Source organism: Roseospira goensis (genome assembly GCF_014197795.1).
Taxonomy (GTDB): Bacteria; Pseudomonadota; Alphaproteobacteria; order Rhodospirillales; family Rhodospirillaceae; genus Rhodospira; species Rhodospira goensis.
This window is the reverse complement of the sequence record NZ_JACIGI010000008.1, coordinates 65,895-86,324: the sequence shown is the minus strand read 5'-3', so window position 1 is coordinate 86,324 and position 20,430 is coordinate 65,895. Positions and strand designations below refer to the sequence as shown.

Sequence of the window (20,430 nt, the reverse complement as noted above, 5' to 3'; positions counted from 1 at the left end):
GGGGGCTTGCGCGCGGCACGCGCTTCCGATCAAGTGGGCCGCACATCGCCGGTGCCGGGCGCCGCTCGACCGGCGCCGCCCCTGCCCCAGGCCCCGTCCCAGGAGATGCCGCCATGGTCCGGACCCGCCGCCTCAGCCGCCGCGCGCTGACCACCGCCGCCCCGGCCCTCGTCGCCCTCGCCGCCCTCGCCACCCTCACCGTCGCTGGTCTCGCGACCGCGCCGCCGGCCGCCGCACAGGAGCCGATTCGGGTGGGCGAGATCAACAGCTACACCCGGCTGCCCGCCTTCACCCTGCCCTACCGCAACGGCTGGACCCTGGCGCTGGAGGAGATCAACGCCGCCGGCGGCGTCCTGGGCCGGCCGCTGGCGGTCATCGACCGCGACGACGCCGGCAACCCGGGCGACGCGGTCACCGCCGCGAACGAGCTGGTCACCCGCGAGGGCGTGGACCTCCTGATGGGCACCTTCTTCTCGCATATCGGCCTGGCAGTCTCGGACTACGCCAAGCAGCGGCGGGTGTTCTTCATGGCCGCCGAACCGCTGACCGACGCGCTCGTCTGGTCGAAGGGCAACGACTACACCTTCCGGCTGCGCCCCAGCACTTCCATGCAGGCCAACATGCTGGCCGAGGAGGCCGCCAAACTCGACGCCACGCGCTGGGCCACCATCGCCCCCAACTACGAGTACGGCACCTCGGCGGTGGCGGCGTTCAAGGCGGCGCTGTCCGCCCTGCGCCCCGACGTGGAGTGGGTCGACGAGCAGTGGCCGCCGCAGGGCAAGATCGACGCCGGCGCCACGGTGCAGGCCCTGCTGCGCGCCGAGCCGGACGCCATCTTCAACGTCACCTTCGGCCCCGACGTGGCCCGGTTCGTCCGCGAGGGCACGACGCGCGGGCTGTTCGAGGGCCGCGCCGTGGTCAGCCTGCTGACCGGCGAGCCCGAGTACCTGGACCCGCTGGGCGCCGAGGCCCCCGAGGGCTGGATCGTCACCGGCTACCCCTGGTACGCCATCGACACGCCGGAGCATGACGCCTTCCTGGAGGCGTACCGGGCGCGCTGGGACGACTATCCGCGCCTGGGCTCGGTGGTCGGCTACAACGCCATGAAGGCGGTCGCGGCGGTGATCGAGAAAGCCGGCTCGACCGACACCGACGCCCTCATCAAGGCCGCGCGTGGCATCGCCGTAGAGACGCCGTTCGGCCGCATTACCTTCCGCGCCGCCGACCATCAGTCCACCATGGGCGCCTTCGTCGGCCGCACCGCGGTGCGCGACGGCCGGGGGGTGATGGTCGATATCCGTTATGTGGACGGCGCCGCCGTGTTGCCGCCCGAGGAGGAAGCCGCGGCGCGCCGCCCTGAATAGAACAGGACACCTCTGGTATGGAGTTCTTCGTCATCCAGGCCCTGACCGGCCTGGCCAGCGCGTCGTCGCTGTTCCTGGTGGCCAGCGGGCTGTCGATCATCTTCGGCGTCACCCGGATCGTGAACTTCGCGCACGGCTCGTTCTTCATGCTGGGGGCCTACGTCGCCTATACCCTCACCACCGCCTGGAGCGGCCCGCTCGGCGCCGTGCTGGGGTTCTGGGGCGGACTGCTGGCGGCGGCGGCGGTGGTGGCCGTGGTCGGCGCGCTGGTCGAGATCCTCATCCTGCGCCGCATCTACGGCGCCCCCGAGCTGTTCCCGCTGCTGGCGACCTTCGGCCTGGCGCTGATGGTCGAGGACATCGTCACCCTGATCTGGGGACCCGAGGACCTGCTGGGACCGCGCGCCCCCGGGCTGGAGGGCGCGGTGTCCATCCTGGGCCAGCCGTTCCCGGCCTACGACCTGGTGCTGATCGCGCTGGGGCCGGCGGTGCTGGGGCTGCTGTGGCTCTTGCTGCACCGCACGCGCTGGGGCGTGCTGGTGCGGGCGGCGACCCAGGACCGCGCCATGGTGGCCGCCCTGGGGGTCAACCAGGCGCGGCTGTTCACCGGGGTGTTCACCCTGGGGGCGTTCCTGGCGGCGCTGGGCGGGGCGGTCCAGATCCCGCGCGAGGCCGTGCACCACGCGCTCGACATGCAGATCATCGTCGAGGCCTTCGTCATCGTGGTGATCGGCGGCCTGGGCAGCGTGCCCGGCGCCTTCCTGGCCGCCGTGATCGTGGCCGAGCTGAACGCCTTCGGGATCCTCTTGTTCCCCAAGATCTCGCTGGTGCTGCTGTTCCTGGTCATGGCGGTGGTGCTGGTGCTGCGCCCCCACGGCCTGCTGGGCCGGGCCGAAGAGGCGCCGCGCCCGGCGCCCGGGCTGGCGCAGACGCCGTGGCGACCGCTGGGCCGCGCCGCCGGCGGGGCCGTGCTGGCCCTGGTCGGGGCGCTGGCGGCGCTGCCCCTGTTCGCCGGCGACTACACCCTGTCGGTGCTGAGCGAGATCCTGATCTTCGCCCTGTTCGCCGCCAGCCTGCACCTGATGATGGGGGTGGGCGGCATGGTCTCGTTCGGTCACGCCGCCTACTTCGGGCTGGGGGCGTACGGCGCCGCGCTGCTGGTGCGCTTCCTGGAAGCCCCCATGAGCCTGGGGCTGCTGGCCGGGCCACTGCTGGCGCTGGCCGGGGCGGCGCTGTTCGGGTGGTTCTGCGTGCGCCTGTCGGGGGTGTACCTGGCGATGCTGACCCTGGCCTTCGCGCAGATCATCTGGTCGGTGGCGTTCCAGTGGACCCCGGTCACCGGCGGCGACAACGGCATTCTCGGGGTCTGGCCCAGCCCGTGGGCCGCCGACCCGGCCCTGTTCTACCTGCTGACCCTGGCGCTGTGCGCGGCCGCGCTGACCGCCGTCCGGCATCTGATCTTCTCGCCCTTCGGCTACGCCGTGCGGGCGTGCCGGGACAGCGTGCGCCGCGCCGGGGCGATCGGGCTGGACCGGCTGCGGACGCAGTGGCTGTGTTTCACCCTGGCCGGCGGGTTCGCGGGTCTGGCCGGGGCGCTCTATGCCTACCTGAAGGGCAGCGTGTTCCCGGAGGTGCTGTCGATCCCGGTGTCCATCGACGGGCTGGTCATGGTGCTGCTGGGCGGCATCCAGACGGTGGCCGGACCGCTGGTCGGCGCCGGGGTGTTCAAGGCGCTGTCCATCCACATGTCGAGCGAGACCGAACTGTGGCAACTGGTGCTGGGCGGCTTCATCGTCGCCCTGGTGATCGCGTTCCCCGAAGGCATCGTCGGCATCTGGCGCCGGCGTGTGGCGCCGTTGCGGGCCGAACGCCCGGATGCGGAGGGCTGACCCCGTGACCGCGGCGCTGGAGGTGCGCGACCTGTGCAAGGCGTATGGCGGCGTGCGCGCGGTCGACGGCGTCGGCTTCAGCCTCGGCGCCACCGAGCGGCTGGCGCTGATCGGTCCCAACGGCGCCGGCAAGAGCACCCTGTTCGACATGCTGAGCGGCCAGCGCCGCCCCGATGCCGGCACCATCCGCCTGTTCGGGCGCGAGGTCACCGGCCTGCCCCCGCGCCGCATCTGGCGCCTGGGCGTCGGGCGCACGTTCCAGGTCACCGCCACCTTCGGGTCGATGACGGTGATCGAGAACGTCCAGACCGCCCTGATCTCGTATCACCGCCGCGCCTGGCGGCCGTGGTCGCGCGCCGACCGCCTGTACCGCGACGAGGCCTGGGACCTGCTGGACCTGGTGGGAATGGGCGACCAGGCTGAACGGGCCTGCGGCATGCTGGCCTACGGCGACCTGAAGCGGCTGGAACTGGCCGTCGCCCTCGCCAACGCGCCGCGCCTGCTGCTGATGGACGAGCCCACCGCCGGCATGGCCCCGGCCGAGCGGACCCGGCTGATGGCGCTGACCACCGAGGTGGCGGCCGCGCGCGCGCTGGCGGTGCTGTTCACCGAGCACGACATGGACGTGGTGTTCCGCCATGCCGACCGCATCCTGGTCCTGGACCGCGGCCGGCTGGTGGCGGAGGGGCCGCCGGACGCGGTCCGGACGGACCCCGCCGTGCGCGCCCTCTATCTGGGGGAGGAGGACGGCGCATGACCGCCAAGCTTGTCGTGCGCGGCCTCAACGCCTGGTACGGCCGCGCCCACATCCTGTTCGACGTCACGCTGTCCGTCGCCGGCGGTGAGGTCCTCGCCCTGCTGGGCCGCAACGGGGCCGGCAAGACGACCACGCTCGCCAGCCTCATGGGCCTTGTGCCGGCCGTCACGGGCGACGTCATCCTGGACGGGGTCCCGATCGCCGGCCTGCCCGCGCACCGCATCGCCCGCCTCGGCCTGGGCTACGTGCCGGAGGACCGGCGCATCTTCTCCGACCTGACGGTCGCCGAGAACCTGGCCGTCGGACGCCAGCCGCCGCGCCCCGGGGTGCCGGCCTGGACCCCGGCGGCGCTGTTCGACCTGTTCCCCAATCTGGCCGACCTGCGCCACCGCCGGGCCGGGCAGATGTCGGGCGGCGAACAGCAGATGTTGACCATCGCCCGCACCCTGATGGGCAACCCCTCTGTGATCCTGCTCGACGAGCCCGCCGAGGGCCTGGCGCCGCGCATCGTGGCGCAAATGGCGGCGGTGCTGCGGACCATGAAGGCCGAGGGCCTCACCTTGATCGTCTCGGAACAGAACCTGCATTTCGCGCGTTCCGTTGTTGACCGGGTGTGCATTCTTGAAAAGGGACGGCTGCGGTTCGAGGGCACGATGGCGACGTTCGACGGCGCAAAGGACGTGAAGGACAGGTATCTCGCGATTTGAGAGAGGCGTGGTCGCCGGCTGATCTGGGGCACGTCATCGCCTTCCTTTTGCGTGCCGAGGCTTTCCTTCCGAACCGTGACCCGATATGTTTGCACAGGTTCGCGCCCCGTCTTTCAGACGCGGCGACGGCACTTGTGTACCATACTGAGGGCGGCGGGCCGATGGTGCAGCCATTTCAACTGGACGGTCAGGTGGGATTTCTGCTCCGGCGCGCGTATCAGCGCCATCTTGGTCTGTTCTCCAGCATGATGGTGGAGGACTTGACCGCGATGCAGTTCGCGACCCTGGCCAAGCTGGAGGAGGTCGGCGAGACCTCCCAGAACCGTCTCGGACGCCTCACGGCGATGGATGTCGCCACCGTCAAGGGTGTGGTCGGGCGGTTGCAGGGCCGCGGCATGGTCGAGAAGCGCCGCGTGCCCGAGGATCGGCGCATGACCGTGATCGGATTGACCGACACCGGCCGCACCGTGCTGCAACGGGCCAAGACCTGCGCGGCCACGGCATGCGAGGAGACCCTGGCGCCGCTGTCACCCGAGGAGCGTCACGACCTGATGAGCCTGTTGCAGAAGATCACGTAAAGCTGAACACCTGGAAGCCGATCACCTGGGCACCGTCATTGGGGTTCGGAGTAATTGTACTCGCGGCACTGCGGATCGACCGACGGTCCGCAGTGGTAGAACTGCACCACGCCCAGCCGGCCCGCTTCGGCGGTGTGCACAACGCGACCGCCCGGCGCCGTCACCGTGAGCGCCAGCGTCAGGCCCTCACCGCTGTTGCGCGCCCGCACCGAGAAATTGTGCGGCATGGCGAGGGTCAGGACCCCGTCCGACACCGCGCCCAGGGACGCCAGATCGGCGGCCGTATAGGCGGTCTTGGTGCCCTCGCGGCTGATCTCGAGCCGGGAATCGGCGAAGCAGGCGCGCAGGTCCACGGGGTCGTCGGCGGCATCAGCGCACCGCAGCGTCACGGTCGCGCCACCCGCCGCATACGCCGGCAGCGCCAGCACGGCCCACGCCAGCCCTCCCATGACCAGCCCAACAAGCCCTCTGCGCATCAGCATTCTCTTCACCCGATGTCCGTGACAGGTCGCCCCCGGGGAACCGACCCCGGCGCAGCCATGGATAGCCGAGTTTGAGAATGTGTGTCATTGACAGGGCGCAATCGGATCCACGGCAGCGGTGCATTGCGCCGCTCCCGCCGGGCGTCAATTCAGTGGCGCCAGCGCCCCGATCTCCAGGATCTCCTGCCACTCGCGGGTCTGGCGGATGCGCGCCAGCCCGTCGTCGAACGCCTCCCGCACCGGACCCGGCACGCGGTTGCGCGCAAACCCGACGCGGAACACCTGGCCGCGGTGACGCACCACGTTCAGGGCCGGGATGGGCACGTCGAGATCGTCCATGGCCCGCGTCACCACGTGGTAGTTGCCATACAGGGCGACGCGATCGGCGGGATCGAGGGCGCTCAGGCGGCGGATCAGGCTGTCCAGATCGGGCCCCAGCACCAGCGCGGTCCGGTACAGGGGGCCGACCGCCGCCTCGGCGTGGCGCGCCGCCTGGGAGGGGCCGCGCGCCAGCACGATGTACTCCGTGAGGTCGGAGACCGATCGGATCCCGGTGTTCATGGTGAAGAACGCCAACTCGCTCTCCACCAGGGGATCGGAAAACGTCATGTAGGGGCGGCTCTCGGCGGTGTCCTCGACGGGGAACACGGCGTCGCAGGTGCCGGCCTCCAGGTGACTGCGCGGCCGCATCCACGGCACCAGGGCGATGCGGCAGTCGAGGCCGGCTTCCCGGCACGCTGCCTGCACCACCTCGGCCAGCGGACCGCCGGCCCGACCCTGCGGCATCAGGGCGCGCGCCGTGGGCATCTGCAACGACCGCAGGGTCGGGCGCCCGTCGCGGCCGGTGGTGGCCTCTGAATCCGCCTCGGGCGCCGCCGACGGGGCCAGGTCGCCCTCGCCTCCCGTCCCCGTCCCCGTCCCCGGTCCCGGTTCCGGTTCCGGCTCCCGGCCGGGATCCTGATTCGCGTCGGCCGCAGCCACTGTGGCTGCGGGCGCCTCGGTCTCGGCCGGATCCGGCGGATCGACGGGGCCGGCGCCGGTCTCGGTGGTGGGGGCGATCTCGGGGTCCGTCTCGGCCTCCGCGGCGGTGTCATCCGCCAGCGGTCCGTCCATCGGAACCGGGGCGTCGGGCTCCGCCGAGTCCGCCCCCGCGCCGGCGAGGCCGCGCCGGGCCGCGGCCAGAGTCTGCGCGATCCGACCCGCCCGCTTCTCGACCGGGGCCGGTGGTGGCACAACCTCCACCTCCGACAGCGGCGTGACGGCCAGCACCGGCAGCCGGGTGTCCTGCGGCACGGGCGCGGACCGGGCGGTCTCGGGTGTCGGATCGGACACGTTGGCCGGCGCGGCCGGGCCGGCGGCCTCCGCGTCGGCGAGGGCCTCCGGCAGCGGCGGGGGGCGCACCGGCCCGTGGTCGTCCCCGGCCGCCGGCACGCCCGAAGCCAGGGCGCGGCCCGGCAGCCCGGCCGCCGTCTCGCGGAAGCCGAGCGCATCGGGATCGGGCTTGTCGGACGGCGGGCGCGGCGGCGGCACGGTCTCCACAAACGGCGGCCAGGGCGCGGTGCACAGGGTCAGCGGCGGGTCGGCCGGGCGGTCCGCGCCGGCCGCCTCGGCCGGCTCGTCGGTCGCGGCCCAGGCGGCGCCGGAGACGGCTCCGGCGACCAGGAGCACGAGGACCCGCGTCACCGGCGCCGGGACCGATCGCCCGGCACACCGGACCCGCCGCGTCCGACGCGCCGGATGCGCGACACGCGCGCCCTCGTCCGCTACCATGCGCTCCCTCGCCCCCCGGTCCGGCCGGGCCGCCGCGGGCCATCCCACGAAGGTCTCCCATGCCGCATGCCGATTTCGTCCATCTGCGCGTTCATACCGCCTATTCCATGTCCGAGGGGGCAATCCAGGTCAAGGATCTGGTCCGGCTATGCACGGCCCAGGACATGCCGGCGGTGGCGATCACGGACACGGGCAACCTTTTCGGCGCGCTGGAGTTCTCCGTTGCCTGCGCCGACGCCGGCGTGCAGCCGATCGTGGGATGCCAGGTCGCGGTCCGCAACAGTGACGAGCCGCGCCGGCGCGGCGCCGGGATGCGCGATCTGCGCCGCCCCGAGCCGGACGCCGTGGTGCTGCTGGCCCAGAGCGAGGCCGGGCTCGCCAACCTGCAGGCGCTGGTCAGCGCGGCGTTTCTGGAGACACCCTCGGGCGAGAAGCCGCAGGTCGGGGTGGAGGACCTGGAGGCGCGCAACGCCGGCCTGCTCCTGCTGACCGGCGGCGTCGGCGGGCCGGTCGGACGGCTGCTGAGCGAGGAGCGCCCCGACGAGGCGGCGGCGATGCTGGCCCGGCTGGCGGCGGCGTTCGAGGGTCGCTGCTACGTGGAGATCCAGCGCCACGGCATGGCCGCGGAAGACCGTATCGAACCGGCCCTGATCGACCTGGCCTATGCCCAGGACCTGCCCCTGGTGGCCACCAACGAGCCGTTCTTCCCGTCCCGCGACATGTACGAGGCCCACGACGTCCTCATCTGCATGGCCGAGAAGACCTTCGTCGACGAGGCCGACCGCCGCCGCCTGACGCCGGAGCACCATTTCAAAAGCGCGCCCGACATGCGCGAGCTGTTCCGGGACCTGCCGGAAGCCTGCGACAACACCCTGGTCATCGCGCGGCGCTGCGCGGTGATGGCGGAGAAGCGCAAGCCCATCCTGCCGCACGCCCGCCGCGCCGGCGACCGCACCGAAGCCGAGGCGCTCCGTGACCTTGCGCGCGAGGGCCTGGACGCCCGCCTCGCCAAGCATGTCTTCGATGCCGAGATGGACGAGGCCGCCCGCGCCGCGGCGGCGACGCCCTACCGGGAGCGGCTGGACTACGAACTCGGCACCATCGAGTCCATGGGCTTTCCCGGCTACTTCCTGATCGTCGCCGACTTCATCCAGTGGGCCAAGGAACACGATATCCCGGTGGGACCGGGGCGCGGCTCCGGCGCCGGCTCGGTGGTGGCCTGGGCGCTGACCATCACCGACCTGGACCCGATCCGATTCAACCTGCTGTTCGAACGCTTTCTGAACCCCGAGCGCGTGTCGATGCCGGACTTCGACATCGACTTCTGCCAGGACCGTCGCGGCGAGGTCATCCACTACGTCCAGGAGACCTACGGCGCCGACAAGGTGGCGCAGATCATCACCTTCGGGAAACTCCAGGCCCGCGCCGTGCTGCGCTCGGTCGGGCGGGTGTTGCAGATGCCGCTCGGCTTCGTCGACAAGATCTGCAAGATGGTGCCGAACAACCCGGCCAATCCGGTCACCCTGCCCCAGGCCATCCAGGGCGAGCCGCGCCTGCAGGAGTTGCAGCGCGAGAACGAGCAGGTGGCGCGCATGCTCGACATCGGCGTCAAGCTGGAGGGCCTGTACAGCCACGCCTCGACCCATGCCGCCGGCGTGGTGATCGGCGACCGCCCGCTGTCGGACCTGGTCGCGCTGTACCGCGATCCGCACGCCGACATGCCGGTGACCCAATACAATATGAAATGGGTCGAACAGGCCGGGCTGGTGAAGTTCGACTTCCTCGGCCTCAAGACCCTGACGGTGCTCAACCGGGCCGTGGCCCTGTTGGCGCCGCGCGGCATCACCCCCGACCTGTCGGCGCTGCCGCTGGACGACCGGCCGAGCTACGACATGCTGGGGCGCGGCGAGACCGCCGGCGTGTTCCAGTTGGAAAGCACCGGCATGCGCGACGTGCTGCGCAACATGAAACCGGATACGCTGGAGGACATCATCGCCGTCGTGGCCCTGTACCGGCCCGGACCGATGGACAACATCCCCAGCTACATCAAGCGCAAGCAGGGCCTGGAGCCGGTGCACTACATGCACGAGAAGCTCGAGCCGATCCTGCGCGAGACCTACGGCATCATGATCTATCAGGAGCAGGTCATGCAGGCCGCGCAGGTGCTGGCGGGCTACAGCCTAGGCGGCGCCGACCTGTTGCGCCGGGCCATGGGCAAGAAGATCCAGGCGGAAATGGACAAGCAGCGCGCCATGTTCTGCCAGGGCGCGGAAGCGCGTGGGATCACGGCCGCCAATGCCTCCGAGATCTTCGACCAGATCGCCAAGTTCGCCGGCTACGGCTTCAACAAGTCGCACGCCGCCGCCTATGCCCTGGTGGCCTACCAGACCGCCTACATGAAGGCCAACTTCCCGGTCGAGTTCATGGCCGCGACCATGACCTACGACATGCACAACACCGACAAGCTGGGCGCCTTCAAGACCGAGCTGACCCGCCTGGGCATCACCCTGCTGGGGCCGGACGTCAACCGCTCCGAGGTGGCGTTCTCGGTCGAGGGCGGGGCTGTGCGCTACGCCCTGGCGGCGATCAAGAACGTCGGCGAGGCGGCGATGGCGGCGCTGATCGAGGAGCGCGCGCGCGGTGGCCCGTTCCAGGATCTGGCCGATTTCGCGCACCGCCTGGACGCCCGCGCGGTCAACAAGCGGCTGCTGGAGAACCTGGTGAAGGCGGGCGCGCTGGACAGCCTCAACCCGAACCGGGCCCAGGTGTTCGAGGCCATCGACACCATCCTGCGCCACGCCCAGGCCGCCGCTGAGGCCCGCACCTCGAACCAGGTCAGCCTGTTCGGCGGCGCCGACGAAACCCCGGCGCTGCCGCTGCCCAACCGCTCGGACTGGGCGCCGATGGAGCGCCTGCGCATGGAGCGCGAGGCGCTCGGCTTCTATCTGTCGGCCCATCCCCTGGACAGCTACGGCAAGGGCCTGGAGCGCCTGTCCGTCGTCCCCCTGGGCGACCTGGCCCGCCACATCCGCCACAGCGGGCGCGGGTCGGTGCGCATCGCCGTCATCGCCGGCGCCCGCAAGGAGCGCACCGGCAAGACCGGCAACCGCTACGCCTTCGTGGAACTGTCGGACGCCACCGGGACGGTCGAGGCGGTGGTGTTCTCCGAGGTGCTGGCGGCGTCGCGGGAGTTGCTGGACAGCCAACAGCCGCTGCTGATGTCCGTGGACGTGCGCCAGGAGGGGGACGACGAACTGCGCCTGATGGTGCAGTCCGTGGACGCCCTCGACGCCGCGGTGGCCCGCACCGTCGAGCAACTCAAGATCTACGTCAGCGAGCCCGGACCGCTGGCCCGCGTGCGCGAGATCCTGGCCGCCGACCCGCAGGGCCAGAAAAAGGTGTTCGTGGTCCCGCGCACGCCCGACCGCGAGGTGGAACTGGAGTTGGACCGGCGTCACCGCCTGACCGCCGACACGCTGATGGCGTTGCGGGACGTGCCGGGCGTGCTCGACGTGCGGGAGGTGTGACGGTGTCCCGGCCGGCGCTGGACAGAGCGGCGACGGCGGCGGACCGCCTCGACCGCGCTTTGGCGGCCCATGCGGCGGGCGACCTGCCGGCCGCGACGGACGGCTACCGGGCCGCGCTGGCGGCCGACCCCGCCGAAGCGGACGCCCTGAACCTGCTCGGTCTGGCGCATTACCAACGCGGCGAGGTGGACGCGGCCCTGGCCCTGCTCGACCGGGCCTGCCGCGTGGCACCCGACGCCGTGCCGGCGCGCATCAACCTGGGCACCCTCCACCAGGACCTGGGCGACCTGGAACGGGCCGAGACGCACTATCGCCACGCGCTGGCCCGCGCCCCGGACGAGGTGGCGGCCCTCAACAACCTGGGCAACACGCTCACCGACCTGGACCAGGCCACGGCGGCGCTGGCGCTGTTCGACCGCGCGCTGGACCACGCGACGGGCCGCGCCCGCGCCGAGGTGCTGTACAACCAGCATGCCCTGCTGCTGGACCGTGTCGGCCCGGCGGTGGCCGAACGCGCGGTGACCGAGGCCGTGACGCTGGCCCCGGACCACGCGCTGGCGTGGATCGCGCTGGCCATGCTGCGGGCGGCGCGCGGCGCGACGGACGCCGCGGACGCCGCGCTGGCCGTGGTGGCGGAACTGGGGGCATCGGCCGCCGCGCTGCTGGACAGCGCCCAGACCATGCGCCCATGGCTGGTCGAGGACGGCGCACGCCTGCTGGGCAGCACCATCGGCGGCCTCGCCTTTGCCCTGGAGCACGCGCACGAACCCGGGCTGGTGCTGGAGTTCGGGGTGCGCTTCGGCCACTCCCTGCGCGCCATCGCCGCCCGCGCGGGCCAGCACGTGCACGGGTTCGATACCTTCACCGGTCTGCCCCGCGCCTGGTACGGCCACGCGCCCGGCCTGTACTCCACCGGCGGCGTGCTGCCGGCCATGCCCCCGGACGTCACCCTGCATGCCGGGCTGTTCGCGGACACCCTGCCCGGTGTGCTGGCGGCGCACCCGGGCGCAGCGGTGCGATTCGCCAACATCGACTGCGACCTGTACGAGTCGACCCGCGACGTGCTGACGCTGCTGGCGCCGCGGCTGCGGCCGGGCAGCGTGCTGGCGTTCGACGAATACCTGATGAACCCGGACTGGCGCGCCGACGAGTATCGGGCCTTCCAGAAGGCCGTCGCGCACCATGGCTGGCGCCCCGAGATCCTCGGCGTCAGCCCGTTTTCCAAGCAGGCGGTGATCCGCCTCGCGTGAGGACCGTGGCCCCGCGACACCAGCCCGTAGGGCCTTGTCAAGCGCCCTGTGAGACGTTAGAACCCGCCCACCAACCCACACGCGGGAGCGCGGCCCGGGCACCGTTCCGTCCACGACGGAAGGGGTCAGCGGGTCGTTCCGGTGTCGGCATGGCGGCGCCGCCCCTGGGCGGCCCGCTGGACCGGCTCATGTCCCGCGGCGGCCCAACCGGAAAAGACCGAGGATTCGCGTCTCATGACGATGCCCAGCTTCACCATGCGCCAGCTCATCGAGGCCGGCTGCCACTTCGGACACAACACCCGTCGCTGGAACCCCAAGATGGCCCCGTACCTGTTCGGGGTGCGCGACAACGTGCACATCATCGACCTCCAGCAGACCGTCCCGCTGATGCACCGCGCCATGCAGGCGGTGCGCGAGGTGGTCGCCGGCGGCGGCCGCGTGCTGTTCGTGGGCACCAAGCGCCAGGCGCAGGAGATCGTGGCGGACGGCGCGCGGCGTTGCGGCCAGTATTACGTCAACCACCGCTGGCTCGGCGGCATGCTGACGAACTGGAAGACCATCTCGCACTCCATCCGGCGCCTGCGGGAACTGGAGGACAAGCTGGACTCGGGTGAGCTGTCGGCGCTGACCAAGAAGGAACTGCTGAACCTCAACCGCGAGAAGGACAAGCTGGACCTGGCCCTGGGCGGCATCAAGGAGATGGGCGGGCTGCCCGACATCCTCTTCATCATCGACACGGTCAAGGAAGACCTCGCCGTCAACGAGGCCAACAAGCTCGGCATCCCGGTCGTCGCGGTGCTGGACAGCAACAGCGACCCGGACGGCGTGTCGTTCCCGATCCCCGGCAACGATGACGCCATCCGCGCCATCCAGACCTATTGCGAGCTGATCAGCGGCGCCGCTCTGGACGGCATCCACGCTGAGATGACCGCCGCCGGCGTGGACGTGGGCGCCATGGAGCAGGTGTCCGAACCCGCCGTCGAGGACGACGCGGAGGCGACGGGCGAGGCCCCCGCCGAGGCCGGAGCGGAAACGACCGCTCCCGCCGGTGAGACGCAGGCCGGCGAAACCGCCGCCGGCTGAGCCCGCCGGGCCGGCACCGACGATGGCGGCGACCACGGTTGCCGCCATTGTTTTAGGTGTTTGAGGGGCGTCCCCGCGCCCGGACCTGCCCGATCCCGTCGCCACGCCGGCGACAGGAGACGAGAGGGGTCGCCGCCCCGGCGACAGCTACAGCCGATTGCGACAAACCGGACTCGCGGCGCGATTTCAGTTTGCCGCAAAAATCGGCTGAGAATCATATAGGTCGCGCGGAGTCACGCGATCAATCCGAACCACATCGTGGTTCCGATTGATCGCGATCCGCGCTAAGAGACCGATCGCCAGGCCGGCGACATCGGAGATACGACAGGCGGTGCCGCGCCGGAGGCGGCACCGACCGGATCATCGCCAACGAAGAGGACTAGTCATGGCCGAGATCACCGCCTCCCTGGTCAAGGACCTGCGCGAAAAGACCGGCGCGGGCATGATGGACTGCAAGAAGGCGCTGAAGGAAACCGACGGCGACCTCGACGCGGCCGTGGACTGGCTGCGCAAGAAGGGCCTCGCCGCCGCCGCCAAGAAGGCCGGCCGCGTCGCCGCCGAGGGCCTGGTCGCGGTGACCACCGACGGCACCCGCGGCGCCGCCCTGGAGCTGAACGCCGAGACCGACTTCGTCGCCCGCAACGAGACCTTCCAGGATCTCGTCGAGACCCTGGCCAAGCTGGCGTTGACCGAGGGGGCCGACATCGAGGCGCTCAAGGGCAAGCCCTATCCGGGCACCGACCGCACGGTCGAGGAGGAGCTGACCCACCAGGTCGCCACCATCGGCGAGAACATGAACCTGCGCCGCGCCGCGCGCCTGGAGGTGGGCCAGGGCATCGTCGCCGGCTACGTGCACAACGCGGTGCGCCCGGGCCTGGGCCGCATCGGCGTGCTGGTGGCGCTGGAGTCCGCCGGCGATGCGGCCAAGCTGGCCGAGCTGGGCAAGAGCATCGCCATGCACGTCGCCGCCGCGGCCCCGCAGTACCTGACCCGCGACGAGGTGGACACCGCGGCACTCGACCGCGAGCGCGCCGTTCTCACCGAGCAGGCGCGCGAGTCCGGCAAGCCCGAGAACATCATTGAAAAGATGGTCGAGGGGCGCCTGCGCAAGTTCTACGAGGAAGTCTGCCTGCTCGACCAGACCTACGTCATGGACAACGAGAGCAAGGTCGGCAAAGTGGTCGAGGCGGCCGGCAAGGACATGGGCGCCCCGGTCACGCTCGCCGGCTTCGTCCGCTTCAACCTTGGCGAAGGCATCGAGAAGGAAGACAAGGACTTCGCCGCCGAGGTGGCGCAGCAGCTCAACAAGTAGGCTCCGGGAGACGCGGGGGCGCGCACCCGCGCCCCCGTCCGACTGCGACGGCGCGCCCCCGGCGCGCGCGGTGCGGGCGCGCCCCAACCGGTCGGCGGCGCCGCCCGCCCCACAACGGGAAGGACGGTGTGATGGCGAAGCCCGAAGCCCTGGCCAGCACGGACGCACGGTCGGTGGCGTCCGCCCCGGACACCCCGGCGGAGGCCCCCACGGAGACCAACACGGCGGAGACCGACGCCTCGGCACGCCCCGCCGCGAGCCTGTCCGCCCCGCCGCAGCCGGCGCGCCTGCGCCGGGTGCTCCTGAAGCTCTCCGGCGAGGGCCTGATGGGCGGCCAGAACTACGGCCTCGACCTCGAGGTGGTGCAGCGCCTCGCCCAGGAGATCAAGGAAGTTCACGCCGCCGGCCTGGAGCTGTGCCTCGTCATCGGCGGCGGCAACATCTTTCGCGGGCTGTCGCAGGCGGCCAACGGGATGGACCGCACCAGCGCCGACTACATGGGCATGCTCGCCACCGTCATGAACGCGCTGGCGGTGCAGAACTTCCTGGAGAAGATCGGCGTCCCGACCCGGGTTCAGTCCGCGATCCCGATGGCCGCCATCTGCGAACCCTACGTGCGCCGGCGCGCCATCCGCCACATGGAGAAGGGCCGCGTGGTGATCTTCGCCGCCGGCACCGGCAACCCCTTCTTCACCACCGACACGGCGGCGGCCCTGCGCGCGGTCGAGATGAACTGCGATGCGTTGCTGAAGGCCACGCAGGTGGACGGCGTCTACGACGCCGATCCCAAGACCCATCCCGACGCCCACCGCTACGACACCCTCAGCTTCGGCGATGTGCTGCGCCAGGACCTGAAGGTCATGGACACCTCCGCGATTGCCTTGGCGCGGGACAATGGGATACCTATCCTCGTGTTCTCGCTGCAACAGGCCGGCGCGCTGGCCGAGATCATGCGCGGCACCGGGCGGTATACCATCATTCGCGAGGAGACCTGACGTGAGTGACAAACCAGCGGACCCTGCGGCCCTGAAGAAGGACCTCAAGCACCGGATGGACAACACGCTGGAAGTCCTGCGCAAGGAGTTCGCCGGATTGCGCGCCGGCCGCGCCCACGCCAGCCTGCTGGAGCCGGTGGTGGTCGAGGCCTACGGATCGACCATGCCGCTCAACCAGGTGGCGAACGTTAGCGTCCCCGAGCCGCGGATGCTGACCGTGCAGGTGTGGGACCGCTCCATGGCCAAGGCGGTGGAGAAGGCAATCCGTGACGCCGGCCTCGGTCTCAACCCGGCGGGCGAGGGCCAGACCATCCGGGTGCCGATCCCGCCGCTGAACGAGGAGCGCCGTACCGAGCTGACCAAGGTGGCCGGCAAGTACGCCGAACAGGCCCGCGTGGCGATCCGCAACGTCCGCCGCGACGGCATGGACCATCTGAAGCGGATGGAAAAGGACGGCGACATCTCACAGGATGAACACAAGAAGAACAGTTCCGACGTGCAGGCCCTGACCGACGACGCCATCAAGCACGTGGACGAGGCCCTGCACCACAAGGAGCAGGAGATCATGCAGGTCTGAGCGGTCGCCCGCTCGCCCTGCCCGTCGCGATCCCCGCGTTTCCGTCGTCTGGACCCCGCATGTCCCAGCTCGTTGCCTCCCAGCCCGACGCCCCGCCGCCGCCGCTTCATGTGGCCGTCATCATGGACGGCAATGGCCGCTGGGCGCTGGCCAGGGGCCTGCCGCGCACCGCCGGTCACCGCAAGGGGGCCGAGGCGGTGCGGGCCTGCGTGCGCGGCGCCGTGCGCCTCGGGGTGACGCATCTGACGCTGTTCGGCTTCTCGTCGGAGAACTGGCGCCGCCCGGCCGACGAGGTCTCGGCCCTGATGGGGCTGTTGCGGCTGTACCTGCGCAACGAACTGGCGGAGTTGGACGACGAGGGAGTGCGCCTCCGCGTCATCGGCGAGCGCGACCGCCTGAGCGGGGATATCGTGCGCCTGATCGAGGACGCCGAGGCCCGCACGGCCGACAATCGGCGCCTGGAGTTGACGGTCGCGCTGAACTATGGCGGCCGCGCCGAACTGGCGCGGGCCGCGCGCCGGCTGGCCACCGCCGCCGCCGAAGGGACGCTCGATCCGGCCCGCATCGACGAGGACACGCTGGCCGGGGCGCTGTACGCGCCGGACCTGCCCGATCCCGACGTGCTGATCCGCACCAGCGGCGAGCAGCGCCTCAGCAACTTCCTGCTGTGGCAACTGGCGTATGCCGAAATGGTGTTCCTGGACATCGCCTGGCCCGATTTCACCGAGGAGCACCTGGCCGCCGCCCTGGCCGACTACCGCAGCCGGCACCGGCGCTTCGGCGCCGTGCCGGTGTGAGCACGGATTGCGACCCCATGGGCGAGGCGACGCGGCGCGATGCCCTTCGGTTGAGAATCGTCTCGGCGCTGGTGCTGGGTCCGCTGGTGCTGGCCGCCGTGGCGCTGGGCTGGCCATGGTTCGATCTCCTGGTGGCCGGCTGCGCCGCCGTCATGGCCTGGGAATGGAGCACCGTCTGTTGCGGCCGGCGCGGCCGGCGCGGCGCCATCCTGATCGTGGTGGTCACGGTGGCCCCGTTGATGGTCGAGCCGCTGGGCGCCTGGTCGCTGCTGGTCCCGGTGGCCGGACTGCTGCCGGCGCTGTACCGGGTGCGGGTGGAACACAGCCGCCCGCTGTGGATGGCGGCGGGCAGCCTGTACATCGGCCTGCCGGCGATCGCCATGGCCTGGGTGCGCCTGGAGGCCGGCTGGGAAACCGTCCTGTGGCTGTTCATCGTGGTGTGGACCACGGACATCGCCGCCTACGCCTTCGGGCGCCAGATCGGGGGACCGCGGCTGTGGCCACGCGTGAGCCCCAAGAAGACCTGGGCCGGCCTGATCGGCGGCGTCGTCAGCGCCGGCGTGGCCGGCACGCTGGTGGCGCTGGCCCTGGGGGCGTCGGCCCTGGGAGCGGTTCTGGCCTTCGGCCTGGTGCTCGGCATTGTGTCGCAAGGGGGGGATCTGTTTGAATCGGCCTTCAAACGCCGGTTCCGGGTCAAGGACAGCGGCGACCTGATTCCCGGTCACGGCGGCCTGCTGGACCGGGCCGACGGGCTGATTGCGGCGACGCCGGTTGTGGCGCTCGCCGTGCTCCTGATGCAAGGGGGACTCACGACGTGGTAGGCAAGCTTGGGGCGGGTCCGGGACCGGCAAGGCGCGGGGCGGACGGATCGGGAACGGACGTGGCCATGCTGGCACCGGCGCCGGAGCCCCGAGCACCGGGAGCACGCGCGGCGGCGGACGGGCCGCGGCCCGTCACCATCCTGGGGTCCACCGGCTCGATCGGCACCAACACGCTGGACCTGATCGGCCGCAACCCCGGCGCCTACAGGGTCGAGGCGCTCACCGCCAACGGCCGCGTCGACACCCTGGCCGAGCAGGCCCGCCGCTTCTCCGCCCGTCTGGCCGTGGTGGCCGATCCGGACCGCTACGCCGACCTCAAGGCCGCCCTGGCGGGCACCGACACCGAGGTGGCGGCGGGACCGGAGGCGCTGCGCGAGGCGGCGGCGCGCCCGGCCGACTGGGTCATGGCCGCCATCGTCGGCGCCGCCGGCCTGGAGCCGACCCTGGAGGCGGTGCACCGCGGTGCCACGGTGGCGCTCGCCAACAAGGAGTGCCTGGTCTGCGCCGGCGAGCTGTTCATGCGCGCGGTGGCCACCCACGGCGCCACCCTGCTGCCGGTGGACAGCGAGCACAATGCCATCTTTCAGGTCTTCGACTTCGACCAGAAGGCGCGCATCGACCGCATCATCCTGACCGCTTCGGGCGGCCCGTTCCGCACCTGGACGCGCGAGGCCATGGCCTCCGTCACCCCCGAACAGGCGGTGGCCCATCCCAACTGGTCGATGGGCGCCAAGATCTCCGTGGACTCCGCCACCATGATGAACAAGGGCCTGGAGTTCATCGAGGCCCACCACATTTTCGCGATGCCGACCGACCGCATCGAGGTCCTGATCCATCCGCAGTCGGTCGTCCACTCCATGGTGTCCTACGTCGATGGCTCGGTGCTGGCCCAGCTCGGCAGCCCCGACATGCGCACCCCGATCGCCTTCACCCTGGGTTGGCCGGAGCGCATGGCGGCCCCGACCGCGCGCCTCGACCTGGGCACCATCGGCACCCTTCAGTTCGAGACCCCGGACGACACCCGGTTCCCGGCCCTCGCCCTGGTGCGCGACGTCTTGAAGGCCGGCGGTGCGGGCCCCACTATCCTCAATGCCGCCAACGAGGTGGCGGTGGCCGCGTTCCTGGGGCGCCGCATCGGGTTCCTGGACATCACGTCGCTGGTCGCGCGCACGGTCGACCGCATGTCCGGCGGCGGCCCGCTCTCTAGCCTCCAGGACGTGCTGGAGGCCGACCGCGAGGCGCGCGCCGTCTGCACCGACCTGATCGGCGCCCTGGCGGCCTGATCCGTCGTCCTGCGCCATACATGGGCGCCATCATGGGCGCCATCATGGGTGGCGCTCACGCGGCGGGGTGCCAAACGCCGCTCCACCGCCGCTCCAAGGAAAGAGCCCATCGCCGTGTTGACCGTCATTGCCTTTCTGGTCGTCCTGACCATCGTCGTGTTCGTGCATGAGATGGGACACTTCCTGGTCGCGCGCTGGAACAAGGTGCGCGTCGACGTGTTCTCCATCGGCTTCGGCCCCGAGCTGGTCGGATTCAACGACCGCCACGGCACACGCTGGAAGTTCGCGGCCATCCCGCTCGGCGGCTACGTCAAGTTTTTCGGCGACAGCGACGCCAGCAGCGCCACCGCCGACGGGCAGGACATGACGCCGGCCGAAAAGGCGGTCTCGTTCCATCACAAGTCGGTCTGGCAGCGTATCGCCATCGTGTTCGCCGGGCCGGCGGCCAACCTGGTGTTCGCCATTGCCGTCTTCGCGGCGGTCTACGGGGCCATCGGTCAGGCTGTGACGCCGCCGGTGGTGGCGTCGGTGCAGCCCGACAGCGCGGCCGCGGAGGCCGGCCTGGAGCCCGGCGACCGCATCGTCGCCGTGGATGGCGAGCCGGTGCAGCGGTTCGAGGACCTTCAGCACCGGATTCCCCTGACCAACGGCGCCACCCTCACCCTGACGGTCGAGCGCGGCGCGGAGACGCTGACCCTGACCGCGACGCCGCGCATCCAGGAGGTGGAGGACGCGCTCGGCGAGGTGCGGCGCCAGGCGGTGCTGGGCATCACCGCCAGCGCCAGCGAACAGGACATCGTCCAGTTGGGGCCGATCGAAGCGGTGGGGACCGCGTTCGGTCAGGCCTATCAGCTTGTCGAGGCAACGGTCGTGACCGTTGGACAGATGATCTCGGGCGAGCGCGGCACCGAGGACCTCGGGGGTCCGGTGCGCATCGCGCAAATGTCGGGGCAGGTCGCGGAACTGGGCGTCATCAGCTTGCTGTTGTTCACCGCGTTCCTGTCCGTCAATCTGGGGCTCATCAACCTGCTGCCGATCCCGGTCCTGGACGGCGGCCATCTGGTGTTCTACGCCATCGAGGCGGTCCGGGGGGAACCCCTGGGGGAACGCGCCCAGGAATACGGCTTCCGGCTCGGCCTGGCGTTCATCGTCGGCCTGATGGTGTTCGTGACCTGGAACGATCTCGTACGCCTAATAAACGGGTGACGCCAGAGAATTAAGAGAATATATTCAGGTGT

General features: G+C 71.1%; 17 protein-coding genes. 15 read left to right on the top strand and 2 right to left on the bottom strand.

Annotated elements, in window-relative coordinates; translation table 11 throughout:
- The first annotated feature begins 113 nt into the window (after positions 1-113).
- From GGD88_RS06590 to GGD88_RS06570, 5 genes are all read left to right on the top strand, one after another.
- Positions 114-1,364: an ABC transporter substrate-binding protein gene (locus tag GGD88_RS06590; protein WP_184433096.1), complete on the top strand. Its 1,251-nt coding sequence runs from the start codon at positions 114-116 to the stop codon at positions 1,362-1,364.
- A gap of 17 nt (positions 1,365-1,381) precedes the next feature.
- Positions 1,382-3,253 (top strand): ABC transporter permease, encoded by a 1,872-nt coding sequence (locus GGD88_RS06585; protein ID WP_184433094.1) that lies wholly within the window; start codon positions 1,382-1,384, stop codon positions 3,251-3,253.
- Positions 3,254-3,257: 4 nt separating this feature from the next.
- Entirely contained in the window at positions 3,258-4,010 is a 753-nt protein-coding gene (locus GGD88_RS06580; protein ID WP_343056298.1) for an ABC transporter ATP-binding protein, read from the top strand.
- Entirely contained in the window at positions 4,007-4,717 is a 711-nt protein-coding gene (locus tag GGD88_RS06575; RefSeq protein WP_184433091.1) for an ABC transporter ATP-binding protein, read from the top strand. Before GGD88_RS06580 ends, GGD88_RS06575 begins: the two co-directional genes overlap by 4 nt.
- Positions 4,718-4,908: 191 nt before the next feature.
- Positions 4,909-5,295: a MarR family transcriptional regulator gene (locus tag GGD88_RS06570; protein WP_221237036.1), complete on the top strand. Its 387-nt coding sequence runs from the start codon at positions 4,909-4,911 to the stop codon at positions 5,293-5,295.
- A 35-nt stretch (positions 5,296-5,330) separates the two neighbouring features.
- On the opposite strand, the gene GGD88_RS06565 is transcribed toward GGD88_RS06570, so the two are convergent.
- Positions 5,331-5,771, bottom strand: a complete 441-nt coding sequence (locus GGD88_RS06565; protein ID WP_184433086.1) for a hypothetical protein — start codon at positions 5,769-5,771, stop codon at positions 5,331-5,333.
- A gap of 150 nt (positions 5,772-5,921) precedes the next feature.
- Entirely contained in the window at positions 5,922-7,445 is a 1,524-nt protein-coding gene (locus GGD88_RS06560; protein WP_184433083.1) for a transporter substrate-binding domain-containing protein, read from the bottom strand.
- Between the two features lie 161 nt (positions 7,446-7,606).
- On the opposite strand from GGD88_RS06560, the gene dnaE reads away from it, so the two are divergent.
- From dnaE to rseP, 10 genes are all read left to right on the top strand, one after another.
- Entirely contained in the window at positions 7,607-11,074 is a 3,468-nt protein-coding gene (gene dnaE / locus GGD88_RS06555; protein ID WP_184433081.1) for a DNA polymerase III subunit alpha, read from the top strand.
- Between the two features lie 2 nt (positions 11,075-11,076).
- The gene (locus GGD88_RS06550; protein WP_184433080.1) at positions 11,077-12,324 is read left to right on the top strand and encodes a tetratricopeptide repeat protein; all 1,248 of its coding nucleotides are present in this window, start codon (positions 11,077-11,079) and stop codon (positions 12,322-12,324) included.
- Positions 12,325-12,558: 234 nt separating this feature from the next.
- On the top strand, positions 12,559-13,407 hold the full coding sequence (gene rpsB, locus GGD88_RS06545) for a 30S ribosomal protein S2 (RefSeq protein ID WP_184433077.1): 849 nt from the start codon (positions 12,559-12,561) through the stop codon (positions 13,405-13,407).
- Between the two features lie 385 nt (positions 13,408-13,792).
- Positions 13,793-14,719, top strand: a complete 927-nt coding sequence (tsf, locus tag GGD88_RS06540) for a translation elongation factor Ts (protein ID WP_184433075.1) — start codon at positions 13,793-13,795, stop codon at positions 14,717-14,719.
- Positions 14,720-14,850: 131 nt separating this feature from the next.
- Complete coding sequence (pyrH, locus tag GGD88_RS06535; RefSeq protein WP_184433073.1) at positions 14,851-15,714, top strand: UMP kinase; 864 nt, start codon at positions 14,851-14,853, stop codon at positions 15,712-15,714.
- A gap of 55 nt (positions 15,715-15,769) precedes the next feature.
- Positions 15,770-16,291, top strand: a complete 522-nt coding sequence (gene frr, locus GGD88_RS06530; protein ID WP_221237038.1) for a ribosome recycling factor — start codon at positions 15,770-15,772, stop codon at positions 16,289-16,291.
- A 59-nt stretch (positions 16,292-16,350) separates the two neighbouring features.
- Positions 16,351-17,088, top strand: coding sequence for an isoprenyl transferase (locus GGD88_RS06525; RefSeq protein ID WP_184433068.1), 738 nt, complete (start codon positions 16,351-16,353; stop codon positions 17,086-17,088).
- A gap of 17 nt (positions 17,089-17,105) precedes the next feature.
- Positions 17,106-17,909 (top strand): phosphatidate cytidylyltransferase, encoded by an 804-nt coding sequence (locus tag GGD88_RS06520; RefSeq protein ID WP_184433065.1) that lies wholly within the window; start codon positions 17,106-17,108, stop codon positions 17,907-17,909.
- A gap of 65 nt (positions 17,910-17,974) precedes the next feature.
- Entirely contained in the window at positions 17,975-19,192 is a 1,218-nt protein-coding gene (locus GGD88_RS06515) for a 1-deoxy-D-xylulose-5-phosphate reductoisomerase (RefSeq protein ID WP_184433062.1), read from the top strand.
- Positions 19,193-19,306: 114 nt separating this feature from the next.
- Positions 19,307-20,398, top strand: coding sequence for an RIP metalloprotease RseP (gene rseP, locus GGD88_RS06510; RefSeq protein ID WP_343056297.1), 1,092 nt, complete (start codon positions 19,307-19,309; stop codon positions 20,396-20,398).
- Positions 20,399-20,430: the final 32 nt, after the last annotated feature.